This is a genomic window from Bradyrhizobium sp. B117 (assembly GCF_038969555.1).
Lineage (GTDB): Bacteria > Pseudomonadota > Alphaproteobacteria > Rhizobiales > Xanthobacteraceae > Bradyrhizobium.
This window is the reverse complement of the sequence record NZ_CP152414.1, coordinates 9,575,298-9,592,828: the sequence shown is the minus strand read 5'-3', so window position 1 is coordinate 9,592,828 and position 17,531 is coordinate 9,575,298. Positions and strand designations below refer to the sequence as shown.

The 17,531-nt window shown below is 65.1% G+C and carries 15 protein-coding genes; 5 read left to right on the top strand and 10 right to left on the bottom strand.

The window, feature by feature from the left end; translation table 11 throughout:
* Positions 1 to 128 precede the first annotated feature (128 nt).
* Complete coding sequence (locus AAFG16_RS45535; RefSeq protein ID WP_342735761.1) at positions 129 to 1,268, top strand: acyl-CoA dehydrogenase family protein; 1,140 nt, start codon at positions 129 to 131, stop codon at positions 1,266 to 1,268.
* 374 nt (positions 1,269 to 1,642) lie between these two features.
* On the opposite strand, the gene AAFG16_RS45530 is transcribed toward AAFG16_RS45535, so the two are convergent.
* From AAFG16_RS45530 to AAFG16_RS45485, 10 genes are all read right to left on the bottom strand, one after another.
* Positions 1,643 to 2,680 (bottom strand): amino acid ABC transporter substrate-binding protein, encoded by a 1,038-nt coding sequence (locus AAFG16_RS45530; RefSeq protein ID WP_283082670.1) that lies wholly within the window; start codon positions 2,678 to 2,680, stop codon positions 1,643 to 1,645.
* A gap of 87 nt (positions 2,681 to 2,767) precedes the next feature.
* Entirely contained in the window at positions 2,768 to 3,361 is a 594-nt protein-coding gene (locus AAFG16_RS45525) for a L,D-transpeptidase (protein ID WP_283082669.1), read from the bottom strand.
* 334 nt (positions 3,362 to 3,695) lie between these two features.
* Complete coding sequence (locus AAFG16_RS45520; RefSeq protein ID WP_342735758.1) at positions 3,696 to 4,670, bottom strand: hypothetical protein; 975 nt, start codon at positions 4,668 to 4,670, stop codon at positions 3,696 to 3,698.
* 84 nt (positions 4,671 to 4,754) lie between these two features.
* Positions 4,755 to 5,342, bottom strand: a complete 588-nt coding sequence (locus AAFG16_RS45515; protein WP_342735756.1) for a thioredoxin family protein — start codon at positions 5,340 to 5,342, stop codon at positions 4,755 to 4,757.
* Between the two features lie 29 nt (positions 5,343 to 5,371).
* Complete coding sequence (locus tag AAFG16_RS45510; RefSeq protein ID WP_342735754.1) at positions 5,372 to 6,070, bottom strand: cytochrome c biogenesis CcdA family protein; 699 nt, start codon at positions 6,068 to 6,070, stop codon at positions 5,372 to 5,374.
* A 515-nt stretch (positions 6,071 to 6,585) separates the two neighbouring features.
* The gene (locus AAFG16_RS45505) at positions 6,586 to 7,197 is read right to left on the bottom strand and encodes a sigma-70 family RNA polymerase sigma factor (protein ID WP_027563183.1); all 612 of its coding nucleotides are present in this window, start codon (positions 7,195 to 7,197) and stop codon (positions 6,586 to 6,588) included.
* Between the two features lie 429 nt (positions 7,198 to 7,626).
* A complete protein-coding gene (locus AAFG16_RS45500) occupies positions 7,627 to 8,364 on the bottom strand; it encodes a response regulator (protein WP_283082665.1) in 738 nt (245 codons plus the stop codon).
* Between the two features lie 40 nt (positions 8,365 to 8,404).
* A complete protein-coding gene (locus tag AAFG16_RS45495) occupies positions 8,405 to 10,150 on the bottom strand; it encodes a DUF3369 domain-containing protein (RefSeq protein WP_283082664.1) in 1,746 nt (581 codons plus the stop codon).
* Positions 10,120 to 12,150, bottom strand: a complete 2,031-nt coding sequence (locus AAFG16_RS45490; protein WP_283087113.1) for a HAMP domain-containing sensor histidine kinase — start codon at positions 12,148 to 12,150, stop codon at positions 10,120 to 10,122. The genes AAFG16_RS45495 and AAFG16_RS45490 overlap by 31 nt, the downstream gene beginning before the upstream one ends.
* A gap of 54 nt (positions 12,151 to 12,204) precedes the next feature.
* Positions 12,205 to 13,200, bottom strand: coding sequence for a TRAP transporter substrate-binding protein (locus tag AAFG16_RS45485; protein WP_342735750.1), 996 nt, complete (start codon positions 13,198 to 13,200; stop codon positions 12,205 to 12,207).
* 198 nt (positions 13,201 to 13,398) lie between these two features.
* Between AAFG16_RS45485 and ugpB the strand changes: the two genes are divergently transcribed.
* The 4 genes from ugpB to AAFG16_RS45465 all read left to right on the top strand — a co-directional run bounded on the left by ugpB (position 13,399) and on the right by AAFG16_RS45465 (position 17,462).
* Positions 13,399 to 14,727, top strand: coding sequence for a sn-glycerol-3-phosphate ABC transporter substrate-binding protein UgpB (gene ugpB, locus AAFG16_RS45480; RefSeq protein ID WP_342735748.1), 1,329 nt, complete (start codon positions 13,399 to 13,401; stop codon positions 14,725 to 14,727).
* 400 nt (positions 14,728 to 15,127) lie between these two features.
* Positions 15,128 to 16,159 (top strand): M4 family metallopeptidase, encoded by a 1,032-nt coding sequence (locus AAFG16_RS45475; protein WP_283082661.1) that lies wholly within the window; start codon positions 15,128 to 15,130, stop codon positions 16,157 to 16,159.
* Between the two features lie 31 nt (positions 16,160 to 16,190).
* The gene (locus AAFG16_RS45470) at positions 16,191 to 16,466 is read left to right on the top strand and encodes a protealysin inhibitor emfourin (RefSeq protein ID WP_342735746.1); all 276 of its coding nucleotides are present in this window, start codon (positions 16,191 to 16,193) and stop codon (positions 16,464 to 16,466) included.
* Between the two features lie 18 nt (positions 16,467 to 16,484).
* The gene (locus AAFG16_RS45465) at positions 16,485 to 17,462 is read left to right on the top strand and encodes an aminoglycoside 3'-phosphotransferase/choline kinase family protein (RefSeq protein ID WP_342735744.1); all 978 of its coding nucleotides are present in this window, start codon (positions 16,485 to 16,487) and stop codon (positions 17,460 to 17,462) included.
* The last annotated feature ends 69 nt before the right edge of the window (positions 17,463 to 17,531 follow it).

The following is a 17,531-nucleotide window of genomic DNA, read 5'->3' as shown; positions in this document are numbered from 1 at the left end:
ATTCCGGGGCGCGCGCAGCGCGAGCCCGGAATCCATAACCACCAGTCGGGAGTATGGATTCCGGGCCTGCGCCTACGGCGCATCCCGGAATGACGAAGATAGATAGATTTCGAATCGGAAACACCACCATGGCCCTCGTCCTCACCGAAGAACAATCCATGCTCCGCGACTCCGCGCGCGGGCTGATCAGCGACAAGGCGCCGGTGTCGCACCTGCGATCTTTGCGCGACTCCAAGGATCCCACCGGCTTCTCCAAGGAGCTGTGGCACTCCTTTGCCGAGATGGGCTTTGCCGGCCTCTTGGTGCCGGAAGAGTTCGGCGGCTCTGGCCTCGGCGTCATGGAGGCCGGAATCGTCATGGAGGAGATCGGCCGCACCTTGATGCCGTCGCCGTTCCTTGCCACCAGCGTGGTCGCGACCTCAGCGCTGAACCGCGGCGGCAATGCCGCGCAGAAGTCGGACTATTTGCCGAAGATCGCGAACGGCTCGCTGCTCGCGACACTCGCGATCGACGAGGGCGCCAAGCACCGCCCGCTCCAGACCAACCTACAGGCCGTGCGCGCTGGCAACGGTTTCAAGCTTTCCGGCGCCAAGGCGCTGGTGGTTGACGGGCATGTCTCCGACCTCCTGATCGTTGCTGCGCGGACCGCCGGCTCGGCCGGCGAGCGCGACGGCCTGACGCTGTTCCTGGTCAACCCCAAGGCCAAGGGCATCTCGATCGAGCGCACCATCATGGTCGATGCGCATAACGCGGCGCGGATCGAGCTCGCCAATGTCGAGGTCAATGCCGACAGCGTGCTCGGCGAGGTCGATCAGGGCGCTCGCCTGCTCGACGGCGTGCTCGACATCGGCCGCGGCGCGGTCGCCGCCGAAATGGTGGGCTTGAGCGACGAAGTGTTTGGTCGCACCGTCGAGTACCTCAAGAACCGAAAGCAGTTCGGCAAGCTGATCGGCGAATTCCAGGCGCTGCAGCACCGCGCCGCCGAGCTCTATGTCGACATCGAGATCACCCGCGCCGCCACGATGAAGGCACTGCAGGCGCTGGACGCCGACGTCGCCAAGGCCGCCTCAGCCGTGGCCGTAGCCAAGGCGCGCGCCGGCACCACCGCCACCCGCGCCGTGCAGGAAGGCGTGCAGATGCATGGCGGCATGGGCATGACCGACCAGTTCGACATCGGCTTCTTCATGAAGCGCGCACGGGTGTGCGAAGAATTGTTCGGCGATGCGAACTACCACACCGAGCAGCTGGCCCGGGTGCGGGGGTATTGATTTTGTAGCCCGGATGGAGCGCAGCGAAATCCGGGTTCTATTCCCGCGGTGAGACAGCTCCCGGATTGCGCTGCGCTCCATCCGGGCTACGGACTGAGGCGCTGCCATCGCGCCGCACACGCACTGTCGTCGCCCGGCTTGACCGGGCGACCCAGTACGCCGCGGCCTCTCCGTCTACGATTGACGTCTCTGGAATACTGGATCGCCCGCTTTCGCGGGCGATGACAGTTGAGATTGTGGAGGGCGCTCGCCCCAAACTCGTCATGGCCGGGCTTGTCCCGGCCATCCACGTTCTTGCGGTGCTCTGAAAGCGTGGATGCCCGGGACAAGCCCGGGCATGACGATGGATAGTGGCTGACGGTGGTCAGATCGTCCTACCGCATCGGCGGCGCGTACTGCACGCCACCCGCGTTCCACAGCTGGTTCATGCCGCGCGGGATCTTCAGCTTCGACTTCTCGCCGATGTTGCGCTCGTACATCTCGCCGTAATTGCCGACGTTGCGGATGATGCGGACGACCCAGTCCTTGGTGAGGCCGAGCTGCTCGCCGTAATTGCCTTCGGTGCCGACGAGGCGCATCACCTCGGGTTTCTTCGACTTCAGCGCCTCGTCGATGTTCTCGGAGGACACGCCGAGCTCCTCGGCGTTGATCATGGCGTAGAGCGTCCACTTCACGATCATCATCCAGTCGTCGTCGCGCTGGCGCACGACGGGGGCGAGCGGCTCCTTGGAGATCATGTCCGGCAGGATCATGTGGTCGCCGGGCTTCGACAGGTTCAGCCGGAGCGCATAGAGCTGGGAGACGTCGGCCGAGAGCGTGTCGCACTTGCCGGTGTCGTAGGCCTTCACCACGTCGTCGAGCTTGTCGAACTTCACCTCTTCATACTTCATGTTGTTGGCACGGAAGTAATCGGAGACGTTGAGCGCGGTGGTGGTGCCGGCCTGCACGCAGACCTTGCTGCCGGTCAGGTCCAGCGCGGTCTCCTTGTTGCGCGAGCGCGGCAGCATGAAGCCTGCGCCGTCGTAATAGGCGACCGCCGGGAAATAGAGGTCGTAGTCGAGCTCGCGCGCCATGCTCCAGGTCGAGTTGCGCGAGAGGATGTCCACCTTCCGGCTCTGCAATTCCTTGAAGCGCTCGCTGGCGTCGAGCGGCACGAACTTGGCCTTGCTCGGGTCGTTGAAGATCGCGGCAGCGACGGCACGGCAGAAATCGACGTCGAAGCCGGTCCAGTTGCCCTTGTCGTCGGGGATCGAGAAGCCCGGCAGGCCCTTGTTGACGCCGCACAGCACCTCGCCGCGGCGCACGGTGCGCTTCAGGGTGCGGGTGTCGTAGAATTCATAGATGATGGCCAGAACGGCGACCAGCACGGCGACCGCGAGCCCGATCAGCAGGCCGCCTCGAAATGTGCGCATGATGTCTCTCTCTCGAAATAATCGGGAAAAGGAGGTTTGGGGAGGGGGCAGAGCATGATCCGCAGGATCATGCTCGAACCATAACCCTTAGAGCTCGGGCTTCTGCCGGATGACGACCTTGGTGCCGACAGGGACGCGCTCGTAGAGATCGGCGACGTCGTTGTTGACGAGACGGAAGCAGCCCGACGACACCTTGGTGCCGATCGTGTCGGGGCGGTTGGTGCCGTGGATGCGGTAGACGGTGGTGCCGAGATACATCGCGCGGGCCCCTAACGGATTGCCGGGGCCACCGGCCATGAAGCGCGGCAGATAGGGCTGGCGCTGGATCATCTCCGGCGGTGGCGTCCAGTCCGGCCATTCCTTCTTGTTGGTGATGGTCACCAGCCCTTGCCACTGGAAACCGTCGCGGCCGACGCCGATGCCGTAGCGGATCGCGCGCCCACCCGGCTGCACCAGGTAAAGGTGACGCTCGGCGGTCGAGACGATGATCGTGCCTGGCGCTTCGGTGGTGCGGAAATAGACCACCTGCTTCTGCCATTCCGGATCGAGCTGGTAGCTCTCATCGGCGATCAGGCCCGGCTCGTCGCCGCGGTCCGGCTGCTGGGCGAAGGCCTGCGGCGCGGACAGGATCAGTCCCATCGCAGCCAAGAACATCCCGGTCAGGCGACGAAAATCGGTCATGTGAAGCTCTCCCCGCTGCCACAGCGCAAATCGTTCGAATGCATCAAATCTCAGGGGCATGTTCATGGCAAGTTGATGGCGCGCGCGGCTGGTATGTCACGAGAATACCTATGGTTTTTTGACGGGCCCTGGGCAATGCCACAAACGGGGGATGGCGCGAAAAGCAGTGTTCGTGACTGCCTCGCCCTGCGGGGCAGTCGAAATTGATGTCGTCATGCCCGGGCTCGTCCCGGGCATCCACGTTCTTTGCACGGCGTGGCAAGACGTGGATGGCCGGGACAAGCCCGGCCATGACGATGTGGAGACCGCGACGCTTCGATCGCCAGCAGGGATATTAAATCTTACTACTCTCCGCCGCGATCCCGAGCCGCCGCGCGATCTCGGCCCCGACCGCGCGGGCCTCGAGCCGCGAGCCGATGCGGGGGCTGCGAAACCGTCGTCCCGAGCGCAACCGGATCGTGACGATGCAGTGCTCGTCCTCGGACCGGCCGCGGCGGTCGACGCTGATCGTCTTCACGTCGCGCCCCTCGATATGGTCCACGCGTGGCGTGCCGTCGCCCCATAAGCGTTCGACGCGGATATCGCTCTCGCGGATGATCCAGAACGCACCGGTCACGAGATTGGCGTAGCGGTGCACGGCGAACGCCGCGAGCGCGCCGAGCGGCAGCAGCAGGATATCGACGTGGCTGGGCGGCCATCCACGCCAGAGCTTGTAGGCGTAGGGCACGGCGGACAACGCGACCGCGATCAGCGCGACGATGCGGATGTCTCGCGCGGAGAATGCCTCGAGCGGCTCGCCGAGATGCATCTCGGGATTGCTGGCATCGAGCGGATTGCGAGGTGCCTCGACATTGGGGACGTCGAACTGCGTGGCGATCCGCGCCACGGTGTCGTGCACATGCGTGACGTCGGAGATCGGCGGGGAGGTCAGGCGCTCGCCGGAAGCGAGCGTGAAGACCAGCTGAAAGCGGGCCTTCACCCGCTTGCTGCCGGGAACTTGCAGTCCGCTGATGTCTTCCTTGCCGACAACCCGCGTCTGGAGCTTTCCGAACGGACGCTGCTTTCCGATCAAGATCTCGTTCGGGGTGATGATCCACACCACCGCCGGCGCCATCATGATGCCGACGACGAACCCCGCTCCTACGAGCAGCGCGACCACCGAGATGATCACTTCCAGCACGTCGTGCGTGAACAAACCCGGCGTGAAGCACAGCGCGACAGCGGTGGCAGAGCCGGCCATGACCAGCCGCTGCGCGATCGAGGAGCCTTCACGAAGGCGGATGTCGGTGCTGGTGGTCGCGTCGGCCATTGCGGGCGGCTGATTCCGTCGCCCGCGAAACTCCACGGACGGGTCCGTGGAGTCAAGCTTCAACCGAAAGCCGCTGATGCGGCATCAGCTGTTGGCGTTCAGCAGCCGGGCGACGGTGCGGTCGATCTGGTCGTAGGCGCCTTCGCCCTCGTGCTGGAACACGATCTTGCCGCTCTGGTCGATGATGTACTGCGCCGGCCAATACTGGTTGCGATAGGCGTTCCAGGTTTTGGAGTCATTGTCCTGCGCCACCGGATAGGTGATGCCGTGGCGCTTCAGCGCGGCCTGGACGTTGGAGGCGGAGCGCTCGAACGGGAATTCCGGCGTGTGCACGCCGACCACGACGAGGCCCTTGTCCTTGTATTTGGCATAGAGATCGGTGACGTGCGGCAGCGTGTTGACGCAGTTGACGCAGCCATAGGTCCAGAAGTCGACCAGCACGACCTTGCCGCGCAGGTCGGCGATGCCAAGCGGTTTCGAGTTGAACCAGGTGTTGATGCCGGTGAAGTCGGGTGCGGCCTGTTGGCTCGTGGCCGCGACCTGGATCGGCGCTGCCGCTGCGGTGCCGACAGGCGTCGCGCGCGCGGCCTCGTCGCAGATGCCGGGGATGACGGCGCCGGTCACGGCCATGCCGATCAGGGCGGCGGAAACGGCGAGCAGCTTGACAGTCATGGACGTGTTCTCCGTTGGGATGCGAGGGATCACAGGCCGATCTGGCCGGTGGGATAGAAACCGGTGAGCCACGCCACGATCAGCGTGTCGTATTGGAAGTAGGCGGCGAGGGCGAAAGCGATCACGACGATGCCAAAACCCTGCTGCAGCCGCGGCGAGATCCGCGCCAGGCTGCGCACCCGCGTGGTCGCGGCCTGTCCGCCATAGGCGATCGCCAGCATCGGGATCGCAGCGCCGATGGCGTAGGCGACCAGCAGCGTGCCGGCCCAGGCCAGGTTCTTCGATGTCGCGACCAGCGTCAGGATCGAGCCGAGCACGGGCCCTGCGCATGGCGTCCAGACCAGGCCCAGCGTGGTGCCGAGCACGAGCCCGCCGATCGCACCCTCGCGCTGCACGCCGCTCGCAGCGCCAAGGTCGAGCCAGCCATTGAGCCGGATCGACAGCCATTCGAACGGCGCCGGCCACAGCATCAGCAGGCCGAACCCGAGCAGCAGAATCGCGGCAGCCTCGCGCAGCACATTCGGATCGAAATCGAATGCCCGCGTGAGCGCGCCGAGCAGCAGCGCGACGGCGGAGAACGAGATGACGAAGCCGAGCGCGATCATCGCTGGCCGCAGATGCCCCGCGCGCCCGATCGAGGCGCCGAGCAGGATCGGCAGCATCGGCAAGGTGCACGGCGCGGCGATGGTGAGGATGCCGGCGAGAACAGCGAAGAGAAGTTCGAGCATGGAGCCCTCGTGATGGAGGTCACGAGGGCAGTTCGGAGTGGGTGAGGCGGTCGTTACGCGGTGTCACACGTTCGTGACGCAGTAGCTCCCTCGCGGGGGAAGCAACAGGTGCGGACCACGGTGACGCCGCGCTCCCTCCCCCCTTGCGGGGGAGGGCGGGGGAGAGGGGTGGCCCAAGAAATGGTCTATCCGCCTGCGATCGTGCGGCGCGCACCAATCGTTGGAGTCCCCGTGCGGCACCCCTCTCCCTGCCCCTCCCCCGCAAGGGGGGAGGGAATGAGAGAGCGGGGCCCGCCTCACTTCGCCACCCCCAAACACAAAACGACCCGGACGGGGGCATCGTCCGGGTCGCTGGAGGTCCTTGGGAGGTTTAACGAAACCGTATGTGAGCCTTATAGGAGGGAAGTTTTTCCGCCTGATGTTGTGCTTCGTTTCAATTGTTTCGTCGGCGGTAACACTTCCGTGTCCGGGGACAGGGCCTGAGTTGCGGTCCTATCCCGTTGAAATCCTTGATTTTACGCGGCGAAACGGTCGACGCCGGCGCCCTTAAGCAAATCGGCCAGCTGCTTGCGGGCGTAAAACATGCGGGTCTTCACCGTGCTCTGGGGGATGCCGATGATCTGACCGACCTCCTCCACCGACTTCTCGTGGTAGTAGACGAGGTTGATGATCTCGCGATGTGCGGGCGACAGCTTTGCGACGCAGGCGCGCAGGATGGCGCTGGTGTCGCTGCGGTCGAGCGAGGTCTCCGGCGTGTCGGTGTCGTCAGGGATCTGGCGCACATCCTCCTGGTCGATGTCCTCGAAACGGCGCTGGCGCATCGCGGTCAGCGCCTTGAAACGGGCGATCGAGAGCAGCCAGGTCGAGACCTGCGAGCGGCCCTGGAATTGCCCGGCGGTCCGCCACACGTCCAAGAACACCTGGCTGACGAGGTCTTCCGCCGTGGTGGCATCGCGCACGATGCGCAGGATGAAGCGATAGACCCGCACATTGTGTCGGCAATAAAGGATGTGCATGGACGTCCGGTTGCCGTCGGCAATGCTCTCCAGAAGCATGTCGTCCGAGGTCGCTTGAGCGGCAATGATGCTCTGGCTGGCCTGGGCGTTGATGGCGATGACGTTCGGCATTGACTTAGCTCCCCGGTGCGCCGCAACCGAGCGGCGTTTCCTTGGACCAAAGTGTTAATCAGCCAACGTTTCGGGACGTCTGCACGAAAAGCGGAAAATGGTTTCGTGCGCCGCCAAATTGTTTCGTCGAAAAGGGCGCGACGAAACATTCGAGACAAAAAATCGTGGAATTTCAATGTACGGAAAATACGGGGCGGACGATTTGGCGGGGCAGGAACGAATTTCGGGCTCTTGCGTTCGCTCGCGCGGCACCCATCAGCGTCGTCCCGGGGCGCGAAGCGAGCCCGGGGACCATAACCACAGGGAGGAGTTTGGCGAAGACTCGGAGTTTCGAGCTCGGCGTCATAACCACGGCCTGTGGTTATGGATCCCGGATCAGCGCTCCGCTGCGCTACGCTTGTCCGGGATGACAGCGGAGTGTGGGCCCCCTTACGCCTTCTCGCCCGCGGGCGAGAACAGATAGCCGCCGCCGCGGATGGTGCGGATCACGGCGGGCTTGGTCGGGTCGGGCTCGATCTTGCGGCGGATGCGCATGATGCGGAGGTCAACGGCGCGATCGAAGGCTTCGGCGTCGCGCGCATTGGCAAGCTCCAGCAGACGCTCGCGCGACAGCACGCGCTTCGGATTGGCCGCGAACACCTTGAGCAGTCCGAATTCGGACGCGGTCAGCGGATGCTCGTTGCCCTCGTCGTCGCGCAAGGCCTGCGCTTCGAGATCGAGCCATTTGGTGCCGAAGCGCACCAGCTGGTCCTTGTCGGATTTCGCCGCCGCCGTCTCCGCTGCTGCCGCCTTCACTGGCGTGCTCCGCCGCAGCACCGAACGGATGCGCGCCATCAGCTCGCGCAGCTCGCAGGGCTTTGCGACGTAATCGTCGGCGCCGAGCTCGAGGCCGACGACGCGGTCGATCGGGCTCGCGGTTGCGGTGAGCATGATGACGGGCACGTTGATGCGGCTCTTGAGATCGCGGATGATCGAGAGACCGTCTTCCTCGGGCATGTTGAGGTCGAGCACGACGAGATCGGGCATGCTGCCCTGGATCGCGGCGCGGAGCGACTTGCCGCCGTCGCACAGCGTCACGGTGAAGCCGTGCATCTTGAGGTAATCGCCGACCATCTCCCGGGCCGGGGCCTCGTCGTCGACGATCATGATGTGCTGGCTTTGTGTCATGTCACTTCAGAATCCAGGATCTTGGATCTCGGTACTCAAATCACGGCATCTCGGTCGCGGGCAGGGTGATGGTGAAGGTCGAGCCCTTGCCGGGGCCCTCGCTCTCGGCCGTCACCTCGCCGCCATGCATGTCGATAATACGCTTGACGATGGAAAGCCCAAGCCCCGTCGAACTCTCACCCGCGGTCGGCTTGGCGGACAGCCGCTGGAACCGGCCGAACAGGCGGCCGAGATCTTCCGGCGACAGGCCCGCGCCTTCGTCGCTGACCCGGATGATGGTGTCGCTGCCCTCATGGGTAACGGTGACGCCGATCTTGCCGCCGATCGGCGAGTACTTGATCGCGTTGCTGATGAGGTTGTCGATCGCTTCGCGGATGCGGTCGGTGTCGCACATGGTGACGATGTTGGGCGGCGCGGTCACGCTGATCGCCTGCTGCTTGTTGACCGCAAGCGGCTGGTTGGCGTCGGCGACCTCTTTCACCAGCGCCGCGACGTCCACCGGCTCGCGGCGGATGGTGATGTCGAAGGCATCGGCCATCGCGTCCGAGATCAGATGGTCGACCATCGTGGTCAGGCGCTTGGTGGCGTCGCGGATGTGATCGACCTGGGCGACCACGCCGCCTTCCGATGCGCCGGTCGAGATCAGCTCCTTCAGCATCTCGGTGCGGCCGAGGATGACGCCGAGCGGGTTCTTCAGATCGTGCGCGACGGTGCCCAAAATCTCGTTCTTGAAGCCGTTGGCGCGCTGCAGCCGCAGCCATTGCGCCGAGAGGCGGCGGTTGGCCTGCATCAGCGCGCGGGTGCGCTGGGCGACGCGGTCCTCCAGCTGCGTGTTGGCGTCCTGGAGCTGCTGGTAGAGGATCACGTTGTCGAATGCGATCGAGAGCCGGCTGGAGAAGATCTCGACCAGCGAGCGGTCGGTCTCGGACAATTCGCGCTCGGCCTGGAGCAGCACCACCACCTCGCGGCCAGATCCGGTGCGCAGATAGATCACGCTGCGGTGGTCGGCGAACTCGTTCTTGCGGCGCTGGAACGCGGCTTCCACCAGCTCGCGCAGATCAGGGTCGAGCGCCCGCGATGAGGTCGTGCCGATGAAACGGCTGTAGCAGCCGCTCCCCGCAAGCACCGAGAGCTCCGGGTCGACGCCGCCATTGTCGCGCAGGACCAGTATACCGGCGCAGTCGACATTGAGCAGCGAGGCGAGCTGGGTCAGCACGCCCTCGGCGAGCCGCTGCATCGACTTGAAGTCGTACAGCGTCGAGGCCGCGTCGATGATGATCTCGAGCCCGCGCCGCGTCTGCACCATGCGCTCGAGCTGCTGGTAGGAGCGCAGCGCCGCCGTCAGCGAGGTGAACAGCTTGTCGGCGGTGAGCTCGGTCTTGGCCTTGTAGTCGTTGATGTCGTACTGCACGATCACGCGCCGCTCCGGCGCCTGGCCGGGCTGGCCGGTGCGCAGGATGATGCGCACGGTCTCGTTCTTGAGCTCGTTGCGGATGAACTCGACCAGCTCGAGGCCGGCGACGTCGGTCTCCATGATGACGTCGAGCAGCACCGCGGCGATGTCGCCGTGCTCGGCCATCAGCTTGCGGCCTTCGGCCGCGGAATGCGCCGAGAGGATCTCCAGGCTCTGGCCGTTGAGGCTGTAATCTGACAGCGCGAAGCGGGTGCCGTCGTGCACGGCCGGATCGTCGTCGATGACGGCGATCTTCCATTTTCGTGCGTTCTGGTCCTCCGGCGCGGTACCGGTGTCGTCGATCAGGTGGAGGACATCGTCCTGTTCGGCCATTGAGAAGTCCCGTCAGTCTCTGTGCTTTGCGTGCCGCCCTTGGCGATCCGCGGCATGATAATCCGAAAAGTAGTACCTTGTCCCAGCTTGGATTCCAGCATCATGCGTCCGCCGAGCTGCTGGGTCACCAGGTTATAGACGATATGAAGGCCGAGTCCCGTGCCACCTTCATTGCGCCGGGTGGTAAAGAATGGGTCAAAGGCCTGGCGTTGCACATCGGGGGTCATGCCGGCCCCGTCATCGGTGAAGATGATCTCGATGTCGTCGGTCCCGCGTGGCCGGGCCGAGATCGTGATGGTGCCGGCGCGCCCGTCGGCGAAGGCATGATTGGCGGCGTTGAGGAAGAGATTGGTCAGGATCTGGCCGTAGGAGCCGGGATAGCCGTCGAGCAGCAGCCCCTCGGGCACGTCGACCTGGAGCGTGATCGGCGAGCGCTTCAGCACGGGCCTGAGGCTTGCGATGATCTGGTCGGTTGCTTCGCTGAGTGAGAACTGCCGCCGCTCGGCATGGGAGCGGTCGACCGCAACCTGCTTGAACGACTGGATCAGTTCGCCGGCGCGGGTGAGGTTGGCGACCAGCTGCTGCGAGGCATCGCGCGAGGACTGCACGAACTCGTCAAGCTGCGAGCGGCGCAGGCCGCCCTCGCCCTTGAGCTGGGCCTCGAAGATCTCGCTGCGCCGGGCAAAGCTCGAGGCCACCGTCAGGCTGATGCCGATGGGGTTGTTGACCTCGTGCGCGACGCCGGCGACGAGGCCGCCGAGGGCTGCGAGCCGCTCGGCGTCGATCAGATTCTGCTGCGCGGCGTTGAGCTCGAGCAGCGCGCTCTCGGCTTTCTCCTTGGAGGCACGCAGCTCGTCCTCGGTCTGGCGCTTGGCGATCGCGTTCTCACGGAATACCTCGACCGCGCGCGCCATGGCGCCGACCTCGTCGCGTGCCTTGGTGCCCTGCACCTCGCGGTCGAGGTCGCCGAGCGTGATGGCGCGCATCGCCGCCATGATCTGCTGCAGCGGCAGGCGGATCGACAGCGCGATCAAAACGCCTGCGGTGAGGATGATACCGAGGAAGATGACCGCGATCGAGAGCACGCGGCGGGAAATATCGGCGAGCGTGCGGTCGAACGTCTCCTGCGCCTTCTGCTCGCGCTGGCGCATCTTGGTCGAGAGATCGTCGATGGCGCCGATCGCCTCGGCCTGGCTGGCGTCGATGGTGTTGCGGAGCAGCTCGGTACGGCTCGCGAGCTGCTCGGACAGCTTTGCAAAGCCCTCGCGCAGCGCCATGGTGCGGGTCGCGAGCTTTTCCAGCGCCATCTTCTGCAGGTCGTTGTCGGCGAGATCGAGCATGACCGGAATGGTCTTCTCGATCGTCTCGGTGTTGCGGCGCGCGTCGTCGGCGGCGCCCGACGACTGCGACAGATAGTAGGAATTGGCCGCGACCAGCATCGCCGTGAAGGCCTCGCGGGACTTGCCGAGCGAGGGCCAGATCAACGCGTCGCGGTGGCCGGTGGCGCCTTCGATGATGGAATAGAGGCCGGCCATGTCCTTGGCCGGGACCTGCACCTGCTCCTCATAGGTTTTGGCGATGGTGGCCTGCACGCTGCGCAGCTCGCCGAAGCCGTTGAGGAAGCGGTCGGTGGTGCGCTCGAGCTCCTCGACCGAGCCCGACAGCATCGGGTCCTTGGCGGCGCGGTTGGTCAGCGTGCCCAGCACGGCCTCACGCAGCAGCAGGATCTCGGCGAACAGGTCCGGGCTCGGCTGGTTGATGTAGCGGTGGATCAGGTTCTGGAGCCGCCCGGTCTCGCTCTCGAGCAGCGCCAGGATGCGGTCGGATTCGCGCACCTGGCGGACGTCGCCCCAGGCCGAGCCCAGCACCTGCGTGCCATTCCAGATCAGCCCGACCAGCACCACCACCACGGCGGAGTTCAGGGCCGCGATCGACAGGATGCGCCAGCGGATCGGCACCGCCCGGAGCAGGCCGACGAGACGCGCGCGCAGCCGCCCGATCGGGCCGGGCGCCCGGTCTGGATGATCGCTGTGTCCAAGCGCAGCCAACGCGGCTCACTCCACCTTGCGAATGCGTTCGATCAGCGCGGCCGCAGCGGGATCGCGCGCGGCCTTGGCGTACACCCCCGCCATCGCGTCCTCGAACGGCTTGTGGTCGATGTCCTTGACGACGGTGATGCCGGCGGCTTCCGCCTTGCGCTGCGACTGGTCCTCGAGGTCGCGCCACTTCTCGCGCATGAAACGGCTGGAGCGAAGCGCCGCCTCGCGGAAGATCTTCTGATCGTCCACCGAGAGGCTCCGCCAGGCCTTGAGCGAGATCACCAGCACCTCCGGGCTCATCGTGTGCTCGGTCAGCGTGTAATGGCCCGCATATTTGTAATGGTCCGTCGTCACGAAGGATGGCCAGTTGTTCTCTGCGCCGTCGATCAGATGGGTCGCAAGCCCGGTGAGCACCTGTCCGTAGGGAAGCTCGACCGGCACGGCGCCGAGCGAGCGGATCATCTCGCTCATCAACTCCGATTGCTGCACCCGGATCCGCAGGCCTTTGAGATCCGCAATGCTCTTCACCGGACGGACGCCGTTGTAGATCGACCGCGCCCCCGAATCGTAGAAAGCGAGCCCGACGAAGCCGTAGGGCTCGAAGCTGCCGAGGATCTCGTCGCCGATCGGCCCGTCCAGCACCTTCTGCATGTGCTCGATGGACCGGAACAGGAACGGCATGGCGAGCACGTTCATGGCCGGAACGAAATTGCCGATCAGGGCTACATTGGTCCGGTTGAGGTCGATCGCGCCGGCCCGCGTTTGCTCAATGGTCTCCTTTTCCTCTCCGAGCTGGCGAGAGTGGAATACCTTGATCTCGTGCCGGCCGCCGGTCCGTTCGCTGATTTGGGCGCCCATGTAGCGCAGCGCCTGGACGGTCGGATAGTCCTCGGTCTGGGTGTCGGCGGCGCGGAATTCGCGCGCCGCGGCGCCCGTCGCACAGATGGCGAGCAGAAGCGCGACGAAGATCACCCCGGTCCGCGAGAGTTCGGCACGGTCTAGCACTGGCACACTCAACCCCTCAGAGATGGAGTCTATGGCGGGAGCAGAAGGTTCAATGCAATCTAGCAGATGGTTAAGGGAAGGCCATACCGGCGGAACCCGTCGCGCGATTGTGCGGCGCGGCCGGAGCGCATTCCCGGTTGAAACCGCCAATGCCGGGCCTTAAGCAAAGGCTGCCGCTTCGGTCGTGCGGGCACGGGAAGAGCCATGGTGACTTCAGCATTGCGCCTTTTGCAGGTCGTGGTCGCCGCTGCGGCCCTCACATTCATGTCACAGGCGCAAGCGGCAACCGACATCGCTTGGTGGCACGCGATGTCGGGCGAGCTCGGCAAGCAGCTCGAAAAGCTCGCCGCCGACTTCAACGCCTCGCAGCCGGACTACCGCATCGTCCCGACCTACAAGGGCAACTACACCGAGACGGTGACGGCGGCGATCTTCGCCTTCCGCTCGCGCAGCCAGCCCGCGATCGTTCAGGTCAACGAGGTCGCCACCGCGACCATGACCGCGGCCAAGGGCGCGATCTATCCGGTGTTCAGCCTGATGCGGGACCAGGGCGAGCCGTTCTCGCTGAACGACTACCTGCCCGCGGTCTCCGGCTATTACACCGACGCGAGCGGCAACCTGCTGTCCTTCCCGTTCAATTCCTCGACGCCGATCCTCTACTACAACAAGACCATGTTCCGCGACGCCGGCCTCGATCCGGAGGCGCCGCCAAGAACCTGGCCCGAGCTCGGCGCCGCCGCAAAGCGCCTGCGCGAGCGCGGCGCGGTGTGTGGTTTCACCACGTCCTGGCCGTCCTGGATCCATGTCGAGAATCTTTCCGCGTTCCACAATCTGCCGCTGGCGACCCGCACCAACGGCTTTGCCGGCCTCGATGCGGCGCTCACCATCAACAATCCCGTTCTCGTCAAGCACGTCGCCCAGCTCGCCGAATGGCAGCAGACCAGGGCGTTCGACTATAGCGGCCGCGGGCAGGCGGCCGAGCCGCGCTTCCAGAAGGGCGAGTGCGGCATCTTCATCGGCTCCTCGGCGACGCGCGCCGACATCAAGGCGAATTCGAAATTCGAGATCGGCTACGGCCTCATGCCGTACTGGCCCGACGTGAAGGACGCGCCGCAGAACTCGATCATCGGCGGCGCCACGTTGTGGGTGCTGCGCGACCGGCCGCGCGACGAATACAAGGGCGTGGCGCGGTTCTTCGCCTATCTGTCGCAGCCCGGCGTGCAGGCCGCCTGGCACCAGAACACCGGCTATTTGCCGATCACCCGCGCCGCCTACGAGCTGACGCGCGCGCAAGGCTTCTACGAGCGTAATCCGGGCTCGGCGATCTCGTTCGAGGAGATCACGCTGCATCCGCCGACGGAAAACTCGAAGGGCGTCAGGCTCGGCTCCTTCGTGCTGATCCGCGGCGCGATCGAGGACGAGCTGGAGCAGGCCTTCGCCGGCCAGAAGAGCGCGCAATCGGCGCTCGATTCCGCGGTCGAGCGCGGCAACAAGCTGTTGCGCCAGTTCGAGCGCGCCAGCCCCGAGCGCTGAAGCGGGCGGACTGTCCGTGGTTCACCTCTCCCCGACGGGGAGAGGTCGGATTGCGCTCGGCGATGCGAAGCATCGTCCAGTGCAATCCGGGTGAGGGGCCGCGGCGCCCAGTGAGACCAAATCCCCTCACCCGGATCGCATCTCCGATGCGCTCCGACCTCTCCCGATGGGAGAGGTGAACCTGGTCCTGGGTGCGCATCGCTTCAACCAAAACTCAGAATCCGCTCGGACATCACGCAACCCGGAAGTGTGTGCGACCTCACACGCAACGGCTCCGCCGCCTGCGATAATCTCGCATGCGTGACGCCAGGCTGGCGTCAGTGCATGCCGCTCGCCGGCAGGAATGATCTCGAGATTGTTTCATCCATCCATATTCGGAAAGTGCAATGGAGATCCCTCAATGCCCTGCACATGTTGCATCATCCCGAACGACGTTCTGACCAAGCTCTCCCAGGACAAGAAGCTGTCCGCCCCGCTGCGCAAGCAGCTGGTCGACACGGTCCAGATCAGCCATGAACTGCGCGAATTGCGCAACCAGGCCGCCAGATTGACCAGCGTTGCGACGGCGCGTTCCGCCGGCCTCGTGACGCTGGCTACCACGCCGGCCGTCACAGTCTACGACTGCAAGCACACCCAGACGCTGCCGGGCACGCCCGTGCCGAGGCCGAAGACGTCCTCGGACGGGTCGGTCAAGCGCACCGTCAACCAGACCTCCAAGGTCGCGAAATTCTACCAGCAGGTCTTCAACCGCAACTCGATCGACGATCACGGCATGACCATGATGTCGTCGGTCCATTTCGGCGAGAAGTACAACAACGCGATGTGGAACGGCTCGCAGATGGTCTATGGCGACGGCGACGGCAGCCTCTTCGTCGACTTCACCAGGGGCAACGACGTCATCGGCCATGAGCTCACCCATGGCGTGACCCAGCACAGTCTCCAGCTCGCCTATAGCGACGATGCCGGCGGCCTCAACGAGAGCATCTCCGACTGCTTCGGCTCGATGTTCCGCCAGTGGGAGGCCAAGCAGGACGTCAAGAAGGCGGACTGGCTGATCGGCAAGGACATCATGGGGCCGGCCGCCAAGAAGAGGGGGTTCACCTGCCTGCGCGACATGGCCAATCCTGCCGCCAAGCACTGCCTCGCGCCGCAACCGACCAAATATTCGCAAATCACGCCGGGCATGGATCCGCACTATTCCAGCGGCCCGCCGAACCTCGCCTTCTGCACGGCCTGCACGACGCTCGGCGGAAACAGTTGGGCCAGGATCGGGCAGGTGTGGTACCTTGCGCTGACCGGCTTCGGGCCGGCGCCGCACATGACGATGAAGGCGTTTGCGGCGCGGACCAGGCAAGGTGCCCAGACACTGTATCCCGGCGATGCCGCGGTCTTCGCCGCCGTCGATGCGGGATGGAAGAAGGTCGGGCTGTAAACCGGTTGCAGCGCTACGAAAGGAAGGAAGCGTGGATCGCTTGAAGATCGAGCGCGTCGGAGGGTTCGCCGGATTCGGCGGCCCTCACCTCAAGAGTCGTGGTGAAGTCGCCTTGTCGGATCTGTCGCCCGCCGACCAGCAGACGATGGAGCAGCTCTTTGCCGATCCGGGCAAGATCCCCGCCACGCATCCGGGTCAGGCCGACGCGTTCACTTACAAGATCACGCGCGGTGCCAGGACAATCGAGGTCCCCGAGCACGCGGTCCCGGCCACCGTCAGGAACAGCGTCAAGGATGTCCTGGAATAAGACCAGATCGGCGCTGTGATGGAGCAGACGTTGTCGCCGGATTCGGCCGGGGCCTGGGGCGCCGCCGCTTCGACCGACCTTCATGCCTACCGCGCCTTGCGCGCCGACAGCTCGCGCTGGCTGCCGGTCGCGCGCGACATCGCGCGCAGCCATGGTCTCGATGTCGGCTCGCCGCATGTGTTTGCAACCGGCACCAATCTCGTGGTCGGGCTCGGTGATCGCCTGATCCTGAAGATCTTCCCGCCGCTGCTCCGCGCGCAATTCGTCTCCGAGCGCGGCTCGCTGACGCAGCTCAGGGGGCATCTGGATCTGCCGATACCCGAGATCGTCGCCGAAGGAGAGCGTGACGGCTGGCCCTATCTCGTCATCACGCGCCTTGCCGGCACGCTCGGCTCGGAGGTGTGGCCGCGCTTGCCGGAAGACCAGAAGGAGCGTGTGCTGCGCCAGATCGGCGAGACCATCGCCGCCGTGCAGCGCGCGCCGCTCGGTCCTCTCGCGAACATCGAGCCGCGCTGGGACGCATTCATGCGCGCCCAGATGCAGGGTTGCCGCGCGCGGCACGAGCGTCTCGGCCTTGCGCCGAAATTCCTCGCAGGTCTCGACGATCTCCTCCGCGACGCCGCCGAGCTGATTCCGATGGATGCCCCACCGGTGATCCTGATCGGCGAATACATTCCGGAAAATTTCCTGCTCGCCTGCAATGACGGCAGCTGGTCGCTTGCCGGCCTGTTCGACTTCGGCGACGTGCTTGCCGGATGGCGCGACTACGATCTGCTCGGCCCCAGCGCCTTCATGGCGGCGGGCCGGCCGGGCAGGGTGCGCAGCCTGCTCGAAGGCTTCGGCTATGCCAAGCCGGACCACGCGCTGAAGCGCAGGCTGATGGCCTTGATGCTGTTGCACCGTGCCAGCGACCTCAACAGCCACATCTGCATCGAGGGCTGGCAGGACAAGGCGAACGATCTGGTCGAATTGCAGGATTTGATCTGGGCGGAGTGATGACTCCAGTCGTCCAGTCGTCATTGCGAGCGCAGCGAAGCAATCCAGAATCTTTCCACCGAGACAGTC